The sequence below is a fragment of the Amycolatopsis thermoflava N1165 genome, from assembly GCF_000473265.1.
In the GTDB taxonomy this organism is placed as follows: domain Bacteria; phylum Actinomycetota; class Actinomycetes; order Mycobacteriales; family Pseudonocardiaceae; genus Amycolatopsis_E; species Amycolatopsis_E thermoflava.
The window spans coordinates 4,266,801-4,284,008 of record NZ_KI421511.1 but is presented as its reverse complement, the minus strand read 5'-3'; the positions used below and the strand labels follow the sequence as shown (position 1 = coordinate 4,284,008).

General features: G+C 71.8%; 24 protein-coding genes and 1 pseudogene. 15 read left to right on the top strand and 10 right to left on the bottom strand.

What is annotated here, in order from left to right; genetic code table 11:
- Positions 1 to 8: 8 nt before the first annotated feature.
- The 8 genes from clpS to AMYTH_RS0121100 are packed head-to-tail and all read left to right on the top strand — an operon-like array spanning position 9 to position 4,322.
- On the top strand, positions 9 to 308 hold the full coding sequence (gene clpS, locus AMYTH_RS0121135; protein ID WP_017987362.1) for an ATP-dependent Clp protease adapter ClpS: 300 nt from the start codon (positions 9 to 11) through the stop codon (positions 306 to 308).
- Positions 305 to 862 carry a DUF2017 domain-containing protein gene (locus AMYTH_RS0121130; protein WP_027931992.1) on the top strand — a complete coding sequence of 186 codons (558 nt, stop codon included), beginning with the start codon at positions 305 to 307 and terminating at the stop codon, positions 860 to 862. Before clpS ends, AMYTH_RS0121130 begins: the two co-directional genes overlap by 4 nt.
- Complete coding sequence (locus AMYTH_RS0121125; RefSeq protein ID WP_027931991.1) at positions 859 to 1,848, top strand: P1 family peptidase; 990 nt, start codon at positions 859 to 861, stop codon at positions 1,846 to 1,848. Before AMYTH_RS0121130 ends, AMYTH_RS0121125 begins: the two co-directional genes overlap by 4 nt.
- A gap of 24 nt (positions 1,849 to 1,872) precedes the next feature.
- Positions 1,873 to 2,118, top strand: a complete 246-nt coding sequence (locus tag AMYTH_RS0121120; RefSeq protein ID WP_027931990.1) for a hypothetical protein — start codon at positions 1,873 to 1,875, stop codon at positions 2,116 to 2,118.
- Between the two features lies 1 nt (position 2,119).
- Complete coding sequence (locus AMYTH_RS0121115; RefSeq protein WP_027931989.1) at positions 2,120 to 2,617, top strand: hypothetical protein; 498 nt, start codon at positions 2,120 to 2,122, stop codon at positions 2,615 to 2,617.
- Between the two features lies 1 nt (position 2,618).
- Positions 2,619 to 3,035, top strand: a complete 417-nt coding sequence (locus AMYTH_RS0121110; RefSeq protein WP_017987367.1) for a M67 family metallopeptidase — start codon at positions 2,619 to 2,621, stop codon at positions 3,033 to 3,035.
- A 54-nt stretch (positions 3,036 to 3,089) separates the two neighbouring features.
- Positions 3,090 to 3,368: a MoaD/ThiS family protein gene (locus AMYTH_RS0121105; RefSeq protein ID WP_017987368.1), complete on the top strand. Its 279-nt coding sequence runs from the start codon at positions 3,090 to 3,092 to the stop codon at positions 3,366 to 3,368.
- 3 nt (positions 3,369 to 3,371) lie between these two features.
- Entirely contained in the window at positions 3,372 to 4,322 is a 951-nt protein-coding gene (locus AMYTH_RS0121100) for a PLP-dependent cysteine synthase family protein (protein WP_017987369.1), read from the top strand.
- A gap of 54 nt (positions 4,323 to 4,376) precedes the next feature.
- Here the strand turns inward: AMYTH_RS0121100 and AMYTH_RS0121095 are convergent, their stop codons facing one another.
- Positions 4,377 to 4,739 (bottom strand): group I truncated hemoglobin, encoded by a 363-nt coding sequence (locus AMYTH_RS0121095; RefSeq protein WP_017987370.1) that lies wholly within the window; start codon positions 4,737 to 4,739, stop codon positions 4,377 to 4,379.
- Between the two features lie 131 nt (positions 4,740 to 4,870).
- On the opposite strand from AMYTH_RS0121095, the gene AMYTH_RS0121090 reads away from it, so the two are divergent.
- The 3 genes from AMYTH_RS0121090 to AMYTH_RS47995 are packed head-to-tail and all read left to right on the top strand — an operon-like array spanning position 4,871 to position 7,078.
- On the top strand, positions 4,871 to 5,494 hold the full coding sequence (locus tag AMYTH_RS0121090; RefSeq protein ID WP_027931988.1) for a rhomboid family intramembrane serine protease: 624 nt from the start codon (positions 4,871 to 4,873) through the stop codon (positions 5,492 to 5,494).
- Complete coding sequence (gene murI, locus AMYTH_RS0121085; protein WP_027931987.1) at positions 5,491 to 6,291, top strand: glutamate racemase; 801 nt, start codon at positions 5,491 to 5,493, stop codon at positions 6,289 to 6,291. Before AMYTH_RS0121090 ends, murI begins: the two co-directional genes overlap by 4 nt.
- Before the next feature lie 19 nt (positions 6,292 to 6,310).
- Positions 6,311 to 7,078: an MBL fold metallo-hydrolase gene (locus AMYTH_RS47995; protein WP_084022644.1), complete on the top strand. Its 768-nt coding sequence runs from the start codon at positions 6,311 to 6,313 to the stop codon at positions 7,076 to 7,078.
- A 27-nt stretch (positions 7,079 to 7,105) separates the two neighbouring features.
- Here the strand turns inward: AMYTH_RS47995 and AMYTH_RS50410 are convergent.
- Positions 7,106 to 7,555, bottom strand: a pseudogene (locus AMYTH_RS50410) (flippase-like domain-containing protein); the annotation flags it as partial.
- Between the two features lie 428 nt (positions 7,556 to 7,983).
- Entirely contained in the window at positions 7,984 to 8,781 is a 798-nt protein-coding gene (locus AMYTH_RS0121070; RefSeq protein WP_027931984.1) for a hypothetical protein, read from the bottom strand.
- Between the two features lie 35 nt (positions 8,782 to 8,816).
- Here AMYTH_RS0121070 and rph point away from each other — a divergent pair, with 35 nt between their 5' ends.
- Together rph and rdgB are read left to right on the top strand one after the other, a co-directional pair.
- Positions 8,817 to 9,593: a ribonuclease PH gene (gene rph, locus AMYTH_RS0121065; RefSeq protein WP_027931983.1), complete on the top strand. Its 777-nt coding sequence runs from the start codon at positions 8,817 to 8,819 to the stop codon at positions 9,591 to 9,593.
- Complete coding sequence (gene rdgB / locus AMYTH_RS0121060; protein WP_027931982.1) at positions 9,590 to 10,198, top strand: RdgB/HAM1 family non-canonical purine NTP pyrophosphatase; 609 nt, start codon at positions 9,590 to 9,592, stop codon at positions 10,196 to 10,198. The genes rph and rdgB overlap by 4 nt, the downstream gene beginning before the upstream one ends.
- A gap of 43 nt (positions 10,199 to 10,241) precedes the next feature.
- On the opposite strand, the gene AMYTH_RS0121055 is transcribed toward rdgB, so the two are convergent.
- From AMYTH_RS0121055 to AMYTH_RS0121040, 4 genes are read right to left on the bottom strand one after another with little or no spacing between them, the layout of a single operon-like run.
- Positions 10,242 to 11,120, bottom strand: coding sequence for a 5-oxoprolinase subunit C family protein (locus tag AMYTH_RS0121055; RefSeq protein WP_027931981.1), 879 nt, complete (start codon positions 11,118 to 11,120; stop codon positions 10,242 to 10,244).
- A complete protein-coding gene (pxpB, locus tag AMYTH_RS0121050; RefSeq protein ID WP_027931980.1) occupies positions 11,117 to 11,737 on the bottom strand; it encodes a 5-oxoprolinase subunit PxpB in 621 nt (206 codons plus the stop codon). The genes AMYTH_RS0121055 and pxpB overlap by 4 nt, the downstream gene beginning before the upstream one ends.
- Positions 11,734 to 12,510: a LamB/YcsF family protein gene (locus tag AMYTH_RS0121045; protein WP_020422448.1), complete on the bottom strand. Its 777-nt coding sequence runs from the start codon at positions 12,508 to 12,510 to the stop codon at positions 11,734 to 11,736. Before AMYTH_RS0121045 ends, pxpB begins: the two co-directional genes overlap by 4 nt.
- Positions 12,507 to 13,844: an MFS transporter gene (locus AMYTH_RS0121040; protein ID WP_027931979.1), complete on the bottom strand. Its 1,338-nt coding sequence runs from the start codon at positions 13,842 to 13,844 to the stop codon at positions 12,507 to 12,509. Before AMYTH_RS0121040 ends, AMYTH_RS0121045 begins: the two co-directional genes overlap by 4 nt.
- A 217-nt stretch (positions 13,845 to 14,061) precedes the next feature.
- Between AMYTH_RS0121040 and AMYTH_RS0121035 the strand changes: the two genes are divergently transcribed.
- Positions 14,062 to 14,751 carry a GntR family transcriptional regulator gene (locus AMYTH_RS0121035; protein ID WP_027931978.1) on the top strand — a complete coding sequence of 230 codons (690 nt, stop codon included), beginning with the start codon at positions 14,062 to 14,064 and terminating at the stop codon, positions 14,749 to 14,751.
- A 46-nt stretch (positions 14,752 to 14,797) separates the two neighbouring features.
- Here AMYTH_RS0121035 and bcp read toward each other — a convergent pair whose 3' ends face one another.
- The 3 genes from bcp to AMYTH_RS45380 all read right to left on the bottom strand — a co-directional run bounded on the left by bcp (position 14,798) and on the right by AMYTH_RS45380 (position 16,212).
- Positions 14,798 to 15,277, bottom strand: a complete 480-nt coding sequence (gene bcp / locus AMYTH_RS0121030) for a thioredoxin-dependent thiol peroxidase (RefSeq protein WP_027931977.1) — start codon at positions 15,275 to 15,277, stop codon at positions 14,798 to 14,800.
- A 24-nt stretch (positions 15,278 to 15,301) separates the two neighbouring features.
- Positions 15,302 to 15,838: a hypothetical protein gene (locus AMYTH_RS0121025; RefSeq protein WP_027931976.1), complete on the bottom strand. Its 537-nt coding sequence runs from the start codon at positions 15,836 to 15,838 to the stop codon at positions 15,302 to 15,304.
- A gap of 191 nt (positions 15,839 to 16,029) precedes the next feature.
- Positions 16,030 to 16,212, bottom strand: coding sequence for a hypothetical protein (locus AMYTH_RS45380; RefSeq protein ID WP_017987385.1), 183 nt, complete (start codon positions 16,210 to 16,212; stop codon positions 16,030 to 16,032).
- 180 nt (positions 16,213 to 16,392) lie between these two features.
- On the opposite strand from AMYTH_RS45380, the gene AMYTH_RS0121015 reads away from it, so the two are divergent.
- Entirely contained in the window at positions 16,393 to 17,187 is a 795-nt protein-coding gene (locus AMYTH_RS0121015) for a hypothetical protein (protein ID WP_027931975.1), read from the top strand.
- Positions 17,188 to 17,208 lie beyond the last annotated feature (21 nt).

Genomic DNA, 17,208 nt, shown 5'->3' with positions numbered 1-17,208 from the left:
TGGGGCGCATGACCACGCCTGTCGCATCCGAACAGACGCAGGTTGAACCACTCGGCACCGAGGCAGGCGCCGAAGACCAGCCGTGGCAGACGATCGTCTGGAACGACCCGGTGAACCTGATGTCGTACGTGACGTACGTCTTCCAGAAGCTGTTCGGCTACAGCCGCGACCATGCCACCAAGCTGATGCTGGACGTGCACCACAAGGGGCGCGCGGTGGTGTCCTCGGGCACGAAGGAGAAGGTCGAGGCGGACGTGACGAAACTGCACGCCGCGGGACTGTGGGCGACGATGGAGCACACTTCGTGAGGGGCTGGCAGCGCAAGGGCGGCCGCGTGCACGCCGGGTTCGAGCAGCAGGAGGCCGCGGTGCTGCGCGGCCTGGTGAGCCAGCTCGAGGACATGCTGCGGGCGCGCGCCGAGGAGGCGCCGCAGGACCCGCTGGCCGAGCTGACCGGCATCCGCACCGGCCCGTCGCAGTCGCCGGACGACCCGGTGCTGTCCCGCCTGCTGCCGGACTACCACAAGATCGACCCGGACACGCCGAGCCAGGAGGTCCTGGACTCGGCGAGCGCGCTGCGGTCGCTGCACGAGCCCGAGCTGGTCGACGCGAAGGTCGGCGTGGCCGCGGTGGTCATGGAGACCCTGCCGCGCGACGGCGGCGACGTGAGGCTGACCTACGAGCAGGCCGACGCGTGGCTGTCCGCGCTCAACGACGTCCGGCTGGCGCTGGGCACCGCGCTCGACGTCACCGAGGACATGCCCGACGAGCTGCCGGAGGACGATCCGCGCTCGCCCCACCTCGGCGTCTACCACTGGCTGACCTGGGTGCAGGAAAGCCTGGTCCAGGCACTGACGGCGTGATCACGGACGTGCCGGGGGTGCTGGTCGGGCACCACCACCGGATCGGGGACGGCTGGGCGACCGGCACGACGGTCGTGCTCGCGCCGCCGGGCACGACGGGCGCGGTCGACCAGCGCGGCGGCGCGCCCGGCACGCGTGAGACGAACCTGCTGGAGCCGGAGAACCTGGTCCGGTACGTCGACGGGATCTGCCTGTCCGGCGGCAGCGCCTACGGGCTGGCGGCCGCGGACGGGGTCATGCGGTGGCTGGCCGAACGGGACCGCGGGTTCCAGGTCGGCGTCGAGCCGCACGAGGTGGTGCCGATCGTGCCCGGCGCGGTGATCTTCGACCTGCCGCGGTCGGATTGGGGCAACCGGCCGGACGCCTCGTTCGGGTACGCCGCCTGCGAGGCGGCGGGCACCGCGGTCGAGCAGGGCTGCGTCGGCGCGGGCGCGGGGGCGGCGGTCGGCTCGCTGAAGGGCGGGACCGGCACGGCGAGCGAGCGCGTAGGCGACTTCGTGGTCGGGGCGCTCGCGGTGGTCAACGCGCGCGGCGAGGCGGTGTCGTTCGACAGCGGCCGCCCGTACGCGGCGGACCACGAGGTGGCGGGCGAGTTCGGGGTGCGCTGGCCGGACCGGGCGGCGTCGGTGCCCGGCCGGGAGACGGACCTGAACACGACGATCGGCGTGGTGGCGGTCGACGCGGACCTGTCGAAGGCCGAGTGCCGCCGCCTGGCGGTGGCGGCGCAGGACGGCCTGGCCCGCGCGGTGCGCCCGGCGCACTCGATGTTCGACGGCGACACGGTGTTCGCGCTGGCCACGGGCGCGCGGGACCTGCCGGCGGCCGAAGGCCCCTTCGGCGTGACCACACGCGCGGCAGCACTGGACGAGCTGTGCGCGGCGGCGGCGCGGGTCTTCGCGCGGGCGTGCGTGCACGGGCTGGTGAGCGCGGTGGGCGTGGCGGGCGTGCCCGCGTACCGGGACGTGTGGCCGGAAGCGTTCGAGTAACGCGGCTGGTCACGGAGCGATCTGATGGCCGTGAGCGCAGAGCGGGCCTGGGCGGTCGTGGTGCACGACCACATGAACTCCTCCCCGTCGATCGCCTATGCGATCCACGAGGTCTTCGGCCTGCCGTTCGAGCGTGGACTCGAACTCGTGGAAGACGTCATCGAGCACGGGCGCGCGGAACTGACCCGGTGCGCCGGGCGGGAGCAGGCCGAGGAACTGGTCGCCCACCTCCAGGTGCTCGGCCTGCACGCGACGCTGCAGGGGCGCTGAGGTGGACTTCCTGAACGCCGTGCCGGGGGAGGGCGGGCACGTCCTGGTCGAGATGTCACCCAACGTCGCCGAGTGCCTGTACGCGATCGGCCGTGATCTGCTGACCGCGCTGGAGACCGGCTACCGGGGCAGGCGGCGGCTGCGGGACGAGGACCTGTTCCCGGACGCCTACCAGCTCATCCGCGACAGCAAGGCGTTCCGCGAGCGGCACGGCGCGGCGATGCGGGAGAGCGTGACCGCGGCGGTGCGCGCGGTGGTGCTCAACTACCGGGGGCAGACGGTGTTCACCCTGGACCGCGCCTGGCTGCGGGCCTGGTTCACCATGGTCGCCCACGCCCCCGCCCTGTACGTGCGCAAACCGCGGTGGACGGTCGGCGCCTGGACCCGGCTGCCGGTCACCGAGAACGAGGTCCGGCTCTTCTGGTTGCACTACACGCAGGCCGCGCTGGCGCAGGCGTGCGCAGTCTCACTCTGTGAACCCCCGGTGTCCGGCACGTAAGATGTCCGTCGTGCTTCGGATCCGCCGTGAACTCGTCGACGAGATCGTCGCCCACGCTCGCCGGGACCACCCGGACGAGGCGTGCGGCGTGATCGCCGGGCCCGAGGGCTCCGACCGCCCCGAGCGGTTCATCCCCATGCTGAACGCGGCGCGCTCGCCGACGTTCTACGAGTTCGACTCCGGTGACCTGCTCAAGCTCTACCGCGAGATGGACGCGAACGACGAGGTCCCGGTCGTGATCTACCACTCGCACACCGCGACCGAGGCCTACCCGTCACGCACCGACGTGTCCTACGCCTCCGAGCCCGACGCGCACTACGTGCTGGTCTCCACCCGCGACCCCGAGACGCACGAGTTCCGGTCGTACCGGATCGTCGACGGGGTCGTCACCGAAGAGCCCGTGGAGATCACGGAATAACGCCGGGCAGCCCGACGTCAGACCTGGAAGAAACCCAAGCGGAGGTAGTTACCCATGGCCGTGACCGTGTCCATCCCCACCATCCTGCGCACGCACACGGGTGGTCAGAAGTCGGTCGAGGCGGCCGGCAAGACCGTGGCCGAGGTGATCGACGACATCGAGTCGCGCCACGGCGGTCTCAAGGCCCGCCTGGTCAAGGAGGACAAGCTCCACCGCTTCGTCAACGTCTACGTCAACGACGAGGACGTGCGCTTCGCCGGCGGTCTGGACGCCGAGGTCAAGGACGGCGACACGGTCACCATCCTGCCCGCGGTGGCCGGCGGCGCCCGCTAGGCCATGGCCCGGTACGAATCGCTGCTCGAAGCCCTCGGCGGCACGCCGCTGGTGGGGTTGCCCCGGCTGTCCCCCACGCACGACGTGCGCCTGTGGGCGAAGCTCGAGGACCGCAATCCGACCGGCTCGATCAAGGACCGGCCCGCGCTGGCCATGATCGAGGCCGCCGAGCGCGAGGGCAGGCTGCGCCGGGGCTCGACGATCCTCGAACCGACCTCGGGCAACACCGGCATCTCGCTGGCGATGGCCGCGAAGCTCAAGGGCTACGGCCTGGTGTGCGTGATGCCGGAGAACACCTCCGCCGAGCGCAAGCAGCTGCTGCAGGCCTACGGCGCGCGGATCGTGTTCTCGCCGGCCGCGGGCGGCTCGAACGAGGCCGTGCGGCGCGCCAAGGAGCTGGCGGAGAAGAACCCGGACTGGGTGATGCTCTACCAGTACGGCAACCCGGCCAACCCGGACGCGCACTACCGCACGACCGGGCCCGAGCTGCTGAAGGACCTGCCGACGATCACCCACTTCGTCGGCGGCCTCGGCACCACGGGCACGCTGGTCGGCGTCGGCCGGTACCTGCACGAGCAGAAGCCGGACGTGCAGATCATCGCCGCCGAGCCGCGCTACGGCGAGCTGGTGTACGGGCTGCGCAACCTCGACGAGGGGTTCGTGCCGGAGCTGTACGACCCGGACGTGCTCAACGGCCGCTACTCGGTGGGCGCCTACGACGCGCTGCGCCGCACGCGTGAGCTGCTGGAGCACGAGGGCATCTTCGCCGGCATCTCCACGGGCGCGGTGCTGCACGCGGCGCTCGGCACGGCCGAGAAGGTCGCCGCGAAGGGCGAGAAGGCCGACATCGCGTTCATCGTCGCCGACGCCGGGTGGAAGTACCTGTCCACCGGCGCCTACAGCGGCACGCTGGACGAGGCCGCCGAGCGCCTCGACGGGCAGCTCTGGGCCTAGGACCACGCGCGAAAACGCCCCTCACCCCGGCTGGGAGAGGGGCGTTTTCGCTGTTCAGGCGCTCGGCGAGACGATGTCGGCGGACAGCGGGGCGACCGCGCCGATGATCGTGTTCGTGGTCTCCTCCGGTACCCCCGCGGCCAGCAGTGACTCGGTGAGGTGCTTGGCGACCAGGTCGAAGTGGTGCTGGGCGATGCCGCGGCCGCGGTGCACGTCCTTCATCGACCGGCCCCGGTACTCGTCGGGCCCGCCGAGCGCGGCGGCGAAGAACTCGACCTGCATGCCCTTCAGGCGCGGCAGGTTCGTGCCCGTGAAGAAGGGCGCCAGTTCGACGTCGTCGAGCACCCGCTCGTAGAAGTCGTCGACCACGGCGATCAGCGCGTCCTGCCCGCCGATCTGTTCGTAGATGCTCGTCACGCGTGTTCCTCCAGGCAGTGGTGGTCACCTGGGACCAGCGAACCGGAGCGCGGTTTCTGCCAGGTAATACCGGTGTCAATTCAGGGTTTTCACCCGATTCCGCAGGCCCGCGGCGCTCGTACCGTGGAGTCATGAGCACGCTGCCCGCACCCCAGGCCGACCAGGCGAAGCGCGTCCTGCCGGCGAAGCCGATGACCGCCGCGCTCGTGGTGCTGGCGTTCACCGCCCTGCTGTACCTCGTCGAGGGCGTCGACGTCGTGCTGGACAACCGGCTCGACGCGGAGGGCATCGCGCCGCGCTCGCTCGGCGGGCTGGACGGCGTGGTGTGGGCGCCGCTGCTGCACGGCAGCTGGGCGCACCTGCTGGCCAACACGCTGCCGGTGATGGTGTTCGCCTTTCTCGCGATGGCGAGCGGGATCGCCCGGTGGGCGCTCGTGACGGCCACGATCTGGCTGGTCAGCGGCCTCGGCGTGTGGCTCACCTCGGAGCCGGGCACGATCACCATCGGCGCGTCCGGGCTGGCCTTCGGCTGGCTGGCCTACCTGCTGGTCCGCGGGCTGTTCAACCGCGCGTTCTGGCAGATCGCGCTCGCCGCGGTGCTGTTGATCGGATGGGGCGGGATGCTGTGGGGCGTGCTGCCCGGCCAGCCCGGCATCTCGTGGCAGGCGCACCTGTTCGGCGCGCTCGGCGGGGTCCTCGCGGCCTGGTTCGCCGCGCGGGCCGGCCGGAAGCGGGCGGTACCCTCGAAGCCGTGAGCAGTCGTGAGGCCCCGATCGGTGTGTTCGATTCCGGAGTCGGGGGCCTCACGGTCGCCCGCGCGATCCTGAACCAGCTGCCGTCCGAGCAGCTGCGCTACGTCGGGGACACCGCGCACAACCCGTACGGCCCGCTGCCCATCGCACGCGCGCGGGAACTCGCGCTGACCGCGCTGGACAAGCTCGTCGCGGACGGGGTGAAGGCCCTGGTCATCGCGTGCAACACGGCGTCCGCGGCGTGCCTGCGGGACGCGCGCGAGCGCTACGACGTGCCGGTGATCGAGGTCGTGCTGCCCGCCGTGCGACGGGCCGTCGCCGCCACCCACACCGGTCGCATCGGCGTGATCGGCACCGAGGGCACGATCCGCTCCCGCGCCTACGAGGACGCCTTCGCCGCGGCGCGCGACGTGTCGGTCACCAGCGTCGCGTGCCCCCGGTTCGTCGACTTCGTCGAGCGCGGTGTCACGTCCGGCCGCCAGGTGCTGGGCCTCGCGCAGGGGTACCTCGAACCGCTGCTGCGCGCCGAGGTCGACACGCTCGTGCTCGGCTGCACGCACTATCCGCTGCTCACCGGGGTTCTGCAGATCGTCATGGGGCCGGACGTGACGCTCGTGTCCAGCGCCGAGGAGACCGCGAAGGACGTCGTCCGCGTGCTCACCGAACAGGACATGCTGGCCGAACGGGACACGCCGCCCCAGCACGAGTTCATCGCGACCGGCTCGCCGGAGCCGTTCGTCCGGCTCGCGCAGCGTTTCATGGGATTCGCACCCGGCGTGCTCTCGCCGATCAGCGCCTGAGCTGGCAGGGTGTTGTCCCGTGCGACTGACGATCCTCGGTTGTTCGGGCAGTGTTCCCGGCCCTGGCCAGCCCGCGTCCGGCTACCTGCTCGAAGCGGACGGTTTCCTGCTCGGTCTCGAGTTCGGCAACGGCGTGTTCGCCGAGCTGCAGCAGCGGCGTGACCCGTTCGACCTCGACGCGCTCGTGTTGTCGCACCTGCACCCGGACCACTGCGCGGACTTCAGCGCGCTGACCGTGCTGCGCCGCTACCACCCGGCCCCGCCGTACGACACCACCGCGCGCCGTCTCCCGGTGCACGCCCCGGCGAACGCGCCGGTCCGGCTCGCGATGGCCTACGCCCCGAACGAGGCGGAGCTGGCCGAGACCGACCTGTCCGACGTCTACGAGTTCCACGCCCTGTCCGGCGAGCCGGTGAAGATCGGCCCGTTCGAAGTCACCGCGATCCCGGTGGTCCACCCGACCGAGGCGTTCGGGTTACGGGTGCGGCACGCCGGCCGCACGCTCGCCTACACCGGCGACACCGGGCCCTGCGACGCGCTCGCCGACCTGGTCCGCGATGTCGACGTCCTGCTGGCCGAGGCGTCCTGGACCGACGCGGAGGACCGGCCGCCGGGCGTGCACCTGTCCGGCAAGCAGGCGGGCGAGCTGGCGCGGGACGCGGGTGTGGAGCGGCTGCTCATCACGCACGTCGCGCCCTGGAGCGACCGGGATGCCATCCTCGCCGAGGCGCGGGCGGTCTTCCCCGGCGCGGCGCTCGTCGAGCGCGGCGCGGTCTACGACCTCTGAGGCCCGCCGCAGCGCCGCCCAGCAGGCCAGCCCGATCGGGATGATCAGCCAGCAGGACAGCAGCCGGTAGGTGAGCACCGCCGCGGCGGCGGCCGGTTCCGCCGCGCCCGCCGAGACCAGCCCGGTAAGCAGGCTGACCTCGATGACGCCGATCCCGCCCGGCGTGAGCGGGATCTGCCGCACGAGCTGCACCGCGAGGTAGAGGGTGGCCAGTTCGAGCACGCCGAGGCCGATGCCGAAGGCGCGGGCCGCCGCGATCAGGCACACGAGATCGCCGAGCCAGTTCGCGGTGGCCGCGGCCAGCGCGAGCAGCCAGTGCCGGGGCGCCACCGGGCCGAAGCGGCGGGGGATCAGGGTGACCACCAGCACCGACACCGCGACGAGGACCACGCCGGCCGCCGGGTGGATCGCGGCGAGGGCGCCGGTCCCGTACAGCAGCGCCAGGCCCAGAGCCGAGAGCACGCCGGAGAGCACCATCACCGCGGCCGCCGACTTCCGGTCCGCGCCGCCCGCCCGGAACTGCTGGAACGCGTAGGCGGCGGACACCGCCGAACCCGCGGGGAGGCTGATCGAGATGGCGGACCGGCTGTAGGACAGGGCCAGGATCCGGCGGCGCTGCAGGGTCACGCCGAACGCGGTGAGCAGCCGCCGTTGCTGGCGCGCGAACATCCCCATCGACACGAACTCGGCGGCCGCCGCCACCGCCAGCCAGCGTGCATCCGCCTGGCGGAGCGCGGAGCCGATCTCCCCTGGCGAGGGGACGCGGTCGCGCAGGGTCAGGACCACGATCGCCAGGACGGCCGCGAGCCCGAGGGCCTGGAAGAGTCTGCGCCGCATCACGCACCCCCTAATTCACCTTACGATGAATTCTCCGCGCGGGTACGCGTTTGTCAACATGCGCTGAATTACACCGGGAGGTAGTCCTCGGCCAGCGCGTCGGCGTAGGCGGCGAACAGGGCCAGGAAGTTCAGCGTCCCGCCCGGCACGTCGAACTCGGCGAGGTCGTAGGCCAGGTGCGAGCCGCGGCGGGCGGGCACGTCGTTGGTGACGTCGGTGAACCAGTCGAGGAACGTCAGCTGCCGCTGGTCGCCCGGGCCGACCGGCGGGGTCAGCAGGTCCAGCAGCATCGGGCGGCTGCGCAGCGTCCAGCGGTAGAACTCGGAGAACTGGTAGAAGCGCTCCTCGACCGGGGTGGCGGCGATGCCGTGCACCCGCTCGGCCAGCGCGACGCCGTACTCGGTGGAGGCCTGCTCGGCCTCGCTCCACGCGCGGTCGTGGGCGGAACGGACCGTCAGCCTCCCGTCACGCAGGCGGGTGAGGTAGCTCGCCCACAAGGTCGCACCGGGGTTGCCGAAGGTGTCCGTGCTGTCCCCGCGGGCCAGCGCGATCCCCCGCTCGATGCCCTCCAGGATCCCGGCATCCACATAGGACACCCAGCTGCCCGGCGCGCCCAGCCCGCGGTCGGCGAAGAACTCCAGCACCCCCTCGATGTTGCGCCAGCGCGGCGCGTGACCGGGGACGACCTCCGCCGCCGGACCGGCCGACAGCGCGCGCACGAACTGAAGGCGCTGCGCGATCGTCATCCGGTTGATGTCCTCGGTGGTGCAGGTCAGCGTGTCGGCGCAGGTGGTGGTGGACGCGGTGGCCGGGGCGGCGGTCAGGCACAGCAGGCAGGCGAGCAGGGTCGCGAAGGCGGCGCGCATGAACAGGCACAGTAGCGGGGTTCTACGCTGCACGCGTGGTGCGAAAAGACGGCAGGAACGACGACCAGCTCCGCGACGTGAAGATCACGCGGGGATTCCAGCAGTGGCCGGCCGGCTCGGTGCTCATCGAGTTCGGCAACACCAAGGTGCTCTGCGCGGCGAGCGTCAGCGAGGGTGTGCCGCGGTGGCGGACGGGATCGGGCCTCGGCTGGGTGACGGCCGAGTACGCCATGCTGCCCTCGGCCACGCACGACCGCAGCGACCGCGAGTCGGTCAAGGGCCGGATCGGCGGGCGGACCCACGAGATCAGCAGGCTGATCGGCCGCTCCCTGCGGGCCTGCATCGACCTCGCCGCGCTCGGCGAGAACACGATCCAGCTCGACTGCGACGTGATCCAGGCCGACGGCGGCACCCGCACGGCCGCGATCACCGGCGCCTACGTGGCGCTGGCCGACGCGGTCACCTGGCTCGCGGCGGCCGGACGGCTGGCTGATCCGCAACCGCTTTCCGCGATGGTGTCCGCGGTCAGCGTCGGTGTGGTGGACGGGCGCGTGCGCCTGGACCTGCCCTACGAGGAGGACTCGCGAGCCGAGGTCGACATGAACGTCGTCGCCACCGACGCCGGGACGCTGATCGAGGTGCAGGGCACCGGCGAGGGCGCGACCTTCACGCGCTCCACTTTGGACAAGATGCTGGACCTGGCGCAGACCGGGTGCGCGGAGCTGACCCGGCTGCAGACGGCGGCGCTGGCCGAGCCGTACCCGTACGAGCTGCCGGAGCCGGCCACGGGCAAGAAGAAGGGCTCGAAGTGAGCCGCGTCCTGCTGGCCACCCGCAACGCCAAGAAGCTCGGCGAGCTGCGGCGGATTCTCGCGGCCGAGGGCATCCAGGGGCTGGAGGTGGTCGGTCTCGCCGACGTGCCGGAGTTCCCCGAGGCGCCGGAGACGGGCGCGACCTTCGAGGAGAACGCGGTCGCCAAGGCCAGGGACGCCGTCGCGGCCACCGGCCTGCCCGCCATCGCGGACGACTCCGGCCTGTCCGTGGACGCGCTGAACGGGATGCCCGGCGTGCTGTCCGCCCGCTGGGCCGGACGGCACGGCGACGACCAGGCGAACCTGGACCTGGTGCTCGCGCAGCTCACCGACACCCCGGACGAGCGCCGTGGCGCGGCCTTCGTGTGCGCGGCCGCGCTGGTGCTGCCGGGCGGCGAGGAGACGGTGGTGCGCGGCGAGTGGCGGGGCAGGCTGACGCGGAAGTCGCGGGGCGCCAACGGGTTCGGCTACGACCCGATCTTCGTGCCGGAGGGGGAGACCCGGACGTCGGCGGAGATGGAGCCGGCGGAGAAGGACGCGTCGTCCCACCGCGGCCGCGCCCTGCGGGCGTTGTTGCCTGCGTTGCGGGAGCTGGCGGGGCGCTGAGGTTGGAGCCCGGGAGCCACCCTGCCGGATGGCTCCCGGGAGATCAGGCGGCCGCCGGGAGATCGGCGGACACGAGGCGGAACGACACGGTCTGGCCCGGCCGCGCCTGGGCCATCACCGGCAGGTCGTCGGTCAGCACCACACCGATGACCGGATATCCGCCGGTCACCGGGTGGTCGGCGAGGAACACCAGCGGCAGCCCCGAGGGCGGCACCTGGATCGCGCCCGGCACCATGCCCTCGCTGAGCAGCTCGCCCTCGCGGGCCCGCTCCAGGACGGGGCCGGTGAGCCGGACGCCGACGCGGTTGCTCTCCGAGGTCACCTCGTAGGTCGCCGTCGCGAAGGTCTTCAGCGCCTCCGCGGTGAACCAGTCGTCCCGCGGGCCGGGCATCACGCGCACGGTCAGCGCGAACCCGGCCGGGTCGGGCACCGGCGCGACCTCGACCGAGGGCAGCGGGCCACACTCGTCGTCGCCGATCGGCAGCTCGTCGCCCTCGCTCAGCGCGGCGGGGCCGAGCCCGGCCAGCAGGTCGGTCGAGCGGGACTCCAGCACCTTGTCCACGCCGATCCCGCCACGCACGGCGACGTAGGTGCGCAGGCCCGAGGTCGGCGCACCCAGCGTCAGCTCCTCGCCGGGCCAGACGGTGAACGGCGCGTTCATCGCCTCACCGCGGCGGCCCCGCCGGATCGGGCACGGCGCGCCGGTCACCACGACCCGCGCCACCTGCCGGAACCGCAGCACCAGGCCGCCGAACGTGGTTTCCAGCACCGCGGCGCCGTCGAGGTTGCCGACGAGCCGGTTGGCCAGCGCGGCCGACCGCCGGTCGGCCGCCCCGGACCGGCCGACCCCCAGGGCGGCCAGTCCGGGACGTCCCAGGTCCTGCACCGTGGTCAGCGGACCCGGCCGCACCACCTCGATCATCGAACCTCCCGGAAGCGGATGCGGGTGCCGGGCCGCAGCAGGGCCGGCGGACGGCGGGCCGGGTCCCACAGCGGGACCTCGGTCCGGCCGACCAGCTGCCAGCCACCCGGCGAGGACCGCGGGTAGATGCCGGTGAACTCACCGGCGATGGCGACCGCCCCGGCGGGCACGTGCGTCCGCGGCGTGGCCCGCCGCGGCAGGTGCAGTTTCGGGTGCAGCCCGGTCAGGTAACCGAAACCGGGCGCGAACCCGCCGAACGCCACCGTGTACTCGGCGGCGGTGTGCATTTCGACGACGCCGTCCGCGCCGAGTCCGGTGTGCTTGCCGACCTCGGCCAGGTCGGCGCCGTCGTAGTACACGGGGATTTCCACCAGTTCGCCGCGCATCGCCTGGGCGGGCACCGGTTCGGTGCCCGTCAGCAGCTCCACCAGCTCACCGGTGCCGATCACGGCCGGGTCGAAGCGCACCAGGAGGGTGCGCGCCGCAGGCACCAGTTCCGTCACGCCGTCGGGACGAGGGTCGGACAGCGCGGAGTACAGGCCGAGCACCGCGTCGATCCCGCCGGTGTCCCCGACGTCGACCAGCAGCGCCTGGTCCCCGCATCGCCGGATGTTCATGCGAAGCTCCGCACCTCGACCCCGGCCGACACCAGGGCGGCCCGGGCCGCGGTGGCCAGTTCCACCGCGCCCGGGGTGTCGCTGTGCACGCACAGCGAACCCGCCTGGAGGGGGATGACCGTGCCGTCCACGGCCACCACCTCGCCGTCCCGCACCAGCCGGACGCACCGCCGCGCCACCTCGTCCGCGTCGGTCAGCACCGCCCCCGGCTCGCGCCGGGGGAGGAGCCGCCCGTCGGGCGAGTAACCGCGGTCGGCGAAGGCCTCGGCGATGGTGGTCAGCCCGGCCTCGGCGGCACGCGCCAGCCACCGGGACCCGGGCTGCCCGAGCACGGGCAGCGTCGGGTCGTACTGCCACACCGCCTCGGCCACCGCGCCCGCCTGCTTCTCGTGCGTGGCGATGGCGTTGTACAGCGCGCCGTGCGGCTTGACGTAGGCGATCTCGCCGCCCGACGCGCCGGCCAGTGCGTCGAGCGCACCCAGCTGGTAGAGGATTTCGTCGATCAGTTCGACGGGGTCCACGTCGAGGAACCGGCGGCCGAACCCGGCCAGGTCCCGGTACCCGACGTGGGCTCCGATGGTGACCCCGCGCTTCACCGCCGCCTCGCAGACGTGCCGCATGGTCGAGGGGTCACCGGCGTGGAAGCCGCAGGCCACGTTGGCGCCGGTCACGACGTCCAGCAGGGCTTCGTCATCGGCGATCCGCCACGCGCCGAACCCTTCGCCCACGTCGCAGTTCAGGTCGATGGTGGCGGTGGTCGCGGGGGCGCTCATCGTGCGACTTCCACCGTGTCGGCCGAGGTGACGACCGGCTCCTCCTCGCGCGCCCGGCGGCTCAGGGCGACACCGATGCCGGTGACGATCGCGGTCACCAGGACGTAGAGCGCCACGGCGAACCAGGAGTCGTACGCGTCGAGCAGGGCGGTGAAGATCAGCGGAGCGACAGCGCCACCGACGACACCGGCGAGGGTGTAGGCCAGCGAGCTACCCGTGTAACGCAGGCGCTCGGAGAACTGCTCGGTGATCATCGCGGCCTGCGGGCCGTAGAGCAGAGCGTGGATCGCCAGCGCGACGACCATGCCGACCGCGATCGCCAGGTAGGACTTGGTGCCGGCCAGCGGGAAGAACAGGAACGGCCAGACACCGGCGGCGATGGTGCCGATCGCGTAGAGCTTGCGACGGCTGACGCGGTCGGAGAGCGCACCGGCGGCCGGCATCAGGAACAGCTGGAACGCCGAACCGATCATGACCGCGGTCAGGCCCTGGCTGCGGCTCATGCCCAGCTCGCTGGTCATGTAGGTGAGGACGAAGACCGTGAACAGCGAGTACAGGACGTCCGGGCAGATGCGGATCAGGATGCCGGCGATCAGGGCACGCGGCTCCTGGGTGAAGACCTCCTTCAGCGGGGCCTTCGGCTTCTCGCCGCTCTCCGCGATCTTCTTGAAGACCGGGGTCTCCTCCAGCTTCATCCGCAGCCACAGACCGAACAGCACCAGGACACCGGACAGCAGGAACGCGATGCGCCAGCCCCAGGACTCGAACGCGGCGGTGGTCATCACCGCGGCCAGCAGCGCGATCACACCGTTGGCCAGCAGGTTGCCCGCGGGCGGGCCGATCTGGGCTGCCGAGGCCCAGAAACCGCGCTTCTTGGGATCGCCGAACTCACTGGACAGCAGTACCGCGCCGCCCCATTCACCACCGACACCGACACCCTGCGCGAACCGCAGCGCCACGAGCAGCACGGCGGCCCAGCCGCCGATCGCGGCGTGGGTGGGCAGGACGCCGATGAGGAAGGTGGCGATACCGGTCAGCAGGAGGGTGAACACCAGGACCTGCTTGCGGCCCAGCTTGTCGCCGAGGCGGCCGAAGATGAACCCACCGAGCGGGCGGGCGAGGTAACCGACGGCGTACGTCGAGAAGGCCGCCATGGTGCCGGCGAGGCTGTCACCCGAGGGGAAGAACAGCTTGCCGAACAGCGTCGCGGCCGCCACGGAGTAGGCCGCGAAGTCGTAGTACTCCAGAGTGGTGCCGGACAGGCTAGCCACGAACGCGCGGCGCAGTGAGCGCTTGTCCGTGGGCTCAGTCGAAGCGGTCATCACGGTGTCCATCCATCGAAGGGGAGTGAGGTAGGTCATGAAGTTAGGGATTGTTGAACGATCCGTCAATACTTTCGAGGAACATCGACACCGCTTCGAAGCGTCTGGATAGACTTTTCGTAGAACAAGTCGCAGGTTGGACCGTCCTTCGATGGACTGGTTAAGTTTCCGTTACACGGTCCGACCCCTGAAAAACCGGAGGCCCAGCGTGACCACCGACGCCGAGTCCATGGGCTCGATCCTCAGCACCGGGCTCGAAGCCGACCGCCTGTTGCTGGGCCGCACCAGCACGGCCGAACGGCTGGCGGACATCCTGCGGGGGCGCATCACCGAGGGCTTCTTCGAGCCCGGCAGCCGGCTCTCCGAGGAGGCGATCGGCGGGGCGCTCGGCGTCTCCCGGAACACCCTGCGGGAGGCGTTCCGGCTGCTCACCCACGAGAAGCTGCTGGTGCACGAGCTGAACCGGGGCGTCTTCGTGCGGCGCCTGTCGGTCGAGGACGTCATCGACCTGTACAAGGTGCGCAAGCTCGTGCAGTGCGCCGTGCTGCGGGAGATCACCAGCCCGCCGGGCGACAAGCTGCAGGCCGTCGAGGCCGCGGTCGCCGACGGGGAGGACGCGAAGAAGCGTCAGGCCTGGCGCGAGCTGGGCACCGCGAACATCCACTTCCACCAGGCGCTGATCACGCTCGCCGGCAGCCCACGGGTCGACGAGCTGGTCCGCGGGCTGCTCGCCGAGCTGCGGCTGGTGTTCCACGTGATGGCCGACCCGCAGCCGTTCCACGAGCCGTACCTGGAGCGCAACCGGGAGATCCTGGAGACGCTGCGCACCGGCGACGGCCTCACGGCGGAGCGCCAGCTGGCCGCGTACCTCGACGACGCCGAGGAGCAGCTGGTGGAGGCCTACCGCCGGGTGATGTGAGCGCGGTTCCGGCGCGGGCGGCACTGCGCCCACGCCGGAAGCGGGGTCAGGCGGAGATCTTGAGGTCCTTCAGCAGCTTGGCCACGTGGCCGGTCGCCCGGACGTTGTACATCGCCTTCACGATCGTGCCCTCGGGGTCGATCACGAACGTCGACCGGATCACGCCCTGCACGATGCGCCCGTAGTTCTTCTTCTCGCCGAACGCGCCCCACTCCGTGAGCACCGTCTTGTCCGGATCGGACAGCAGCGGGAACGTCAGCTGCTCCGCTTCGGCGAACTTCGCGAGCTTCTCCGGCTTGTCCGGCGAGATGCCGAGCACCTGGTACCCGGCGCCGTCGAGGTCACCGAGGTTGTCCCGGAAGTCGCAGGCCTGCTTGGTGCACCCCGGCGTGCCCGCGGCCGGGTAGAAGTAGACGACGACGTGCCTGCCCCGGAAGTCCGACAGCGAGACCTGCTTGCCCGTGCTGTCGGGAAGGGTGAAGTCGGGGGCCTTGTCACCGGCGGTGAGCCGCTGCGGGTCAGTCATGCCCCGAGCGTATCCGGGCGGCGGTCAGGCCGGACCGCAGTACACGGCGATGACCGGGCTGGTCGCCGTCGGGCGCAGCGTCAGCCGCATCTCGGCCGGCTCCGGTGGCGCGGTGAAGGCCAGGTTCACGCGCACGTCGCGCCCGGGCTGCACGTCCTTGCCGGCGTCGACGATGCCGCTGTAGCCCTGGGTGGAGTCCACGACCTGCTTCGACGCGACGTCCCCGACGGTCGCCGACACGCTCAGCCCGGACAGCCGGTACGGCTGGTCGCCGTCGTTGCGGATGATGATCTCGAACGCCACCGCCCGGTCGCTGCGCGGATACGCGCTGTTGCTGGGCTTGAACGGTTTCGGCGCGGACACCGACACCGCGACCCCGTCGTCGAACCGGTACTGGCCACCGAAGTCCAGCGTGTGCAGCGCGGGGACCGCCTGCTGGATCGCGACGTCACCGCCGGTGCTCGTCGACCCGCCCTCGACCTGCGCCGGCGCACCGCAAGCGGTCACCGCCACCAGGACGAGAGCGGCCATCGCGTGCCTCGGGGTGCGCACAGGGGCCACTTCCTCACATCTTCGGCTGCCCGGCCGGCTGGTCCGTTCGGGGTAGGTATTTCCGCCGGGCGCGCTCCACTCTGTCCCTAGTCGCGGGCGGGTGCGAGTCACGGCGCGGGGTTGACGCGGACCTGGTGTCGGGCTGTGGCCGATCCGTGATCGGCGGGCCACCAGCCGTGATCGCGCTCACCCCGGCCGGGTCACACGGCCATCGCGAGGAAGAGGATGAACGTCCCGCAACCGACCAGCCAGGCGACGATCAGCCAGCCGAAGTCGCGCCAGGGGTCGACCGTGTGGTTGTCCTCGCCCGGCACGTACACGCCACGTTGCTCGAACCAGTCCGCCACGCTGCTCACCCACGACAAGGGGTTGCGGCCCGCCACGCTGTCACCTCCGGAACTGCGCGATGCGGCTCACAGTATCGGGTCGCCTCAGCCATCGACTCGTCACGGTGTGTACGACATTTGGCCTAATGGCTGTGACCTCGATCACGACCTGAAGCAACGAACTGATAACAACAGTAATCATGTCGCGGGCAGTAAGCGGATTTGGAGAGGTTCAGCGTGACGAGCGACGACAAAGACACTCGACCGAGTGCCACGACGCGGCGGATCAGCGTCGCGGAGTTGCTGCGCAGGGAAGGCGTCACGCAGGAGTTCACCGCGATCAAGCTGCCGAAGGAGCCCGTCGACGACTCCGGCATCACCCCGGAGATGGCCGACGCGCCCACCGTGCGCATCCCGGCGGCCAGCATCCTGCGCCGCGAGAGCGAGCCGGGCAGCCGGTGGGACAAGCGCAAGGCGGGCCGCATCGGCGCCCTCGCCGCCGGTGTGGCGGCGCTGGCCGGGGTCGCGGTCAGCACCCTGACCACCGGGCAGCTGCACGACGCCGCCGCGCCGGGCGGCGCGGGTGGCGGCCCGGACACGAGCACCGGCCACACGCCGACCAGCACGATCGCCGCTCCGCAGCAGCAACTGCTCGCCAGCAGCACCCCGACCTCGACCAGCGCCGAGCTGCCGCCGTCGGGCAGCGCGTCGTCGCAGTCCCAGACGCCGGCCGCGAAGAACGGGACCAGCAGCGCGAGCAGCCAGGCGCGCACCAGCCAGTCGACGGCCGGTGGCACGACCGCGGCGCCGACCACCTCGCAGGCGGCCCCGGCGCCCGCCGTGAGCACGACGACCGGCTCCGGCAGCGCCCAGACCACGTCCCCGGAGGCGACCACGTCGCCGGAGACCACGACCGAGCCGACCTCGGAGCAGCCCAGCAGCTCGCCCGGCACGACTCAGCCGACCACCAAGAAGAACGGCGGCCTGCTGGACACCGTGGGCGGCCTGGTCGGCGGTCTCCTCGGCGGCTGACCGCTCCCTGACGCGGCGAAG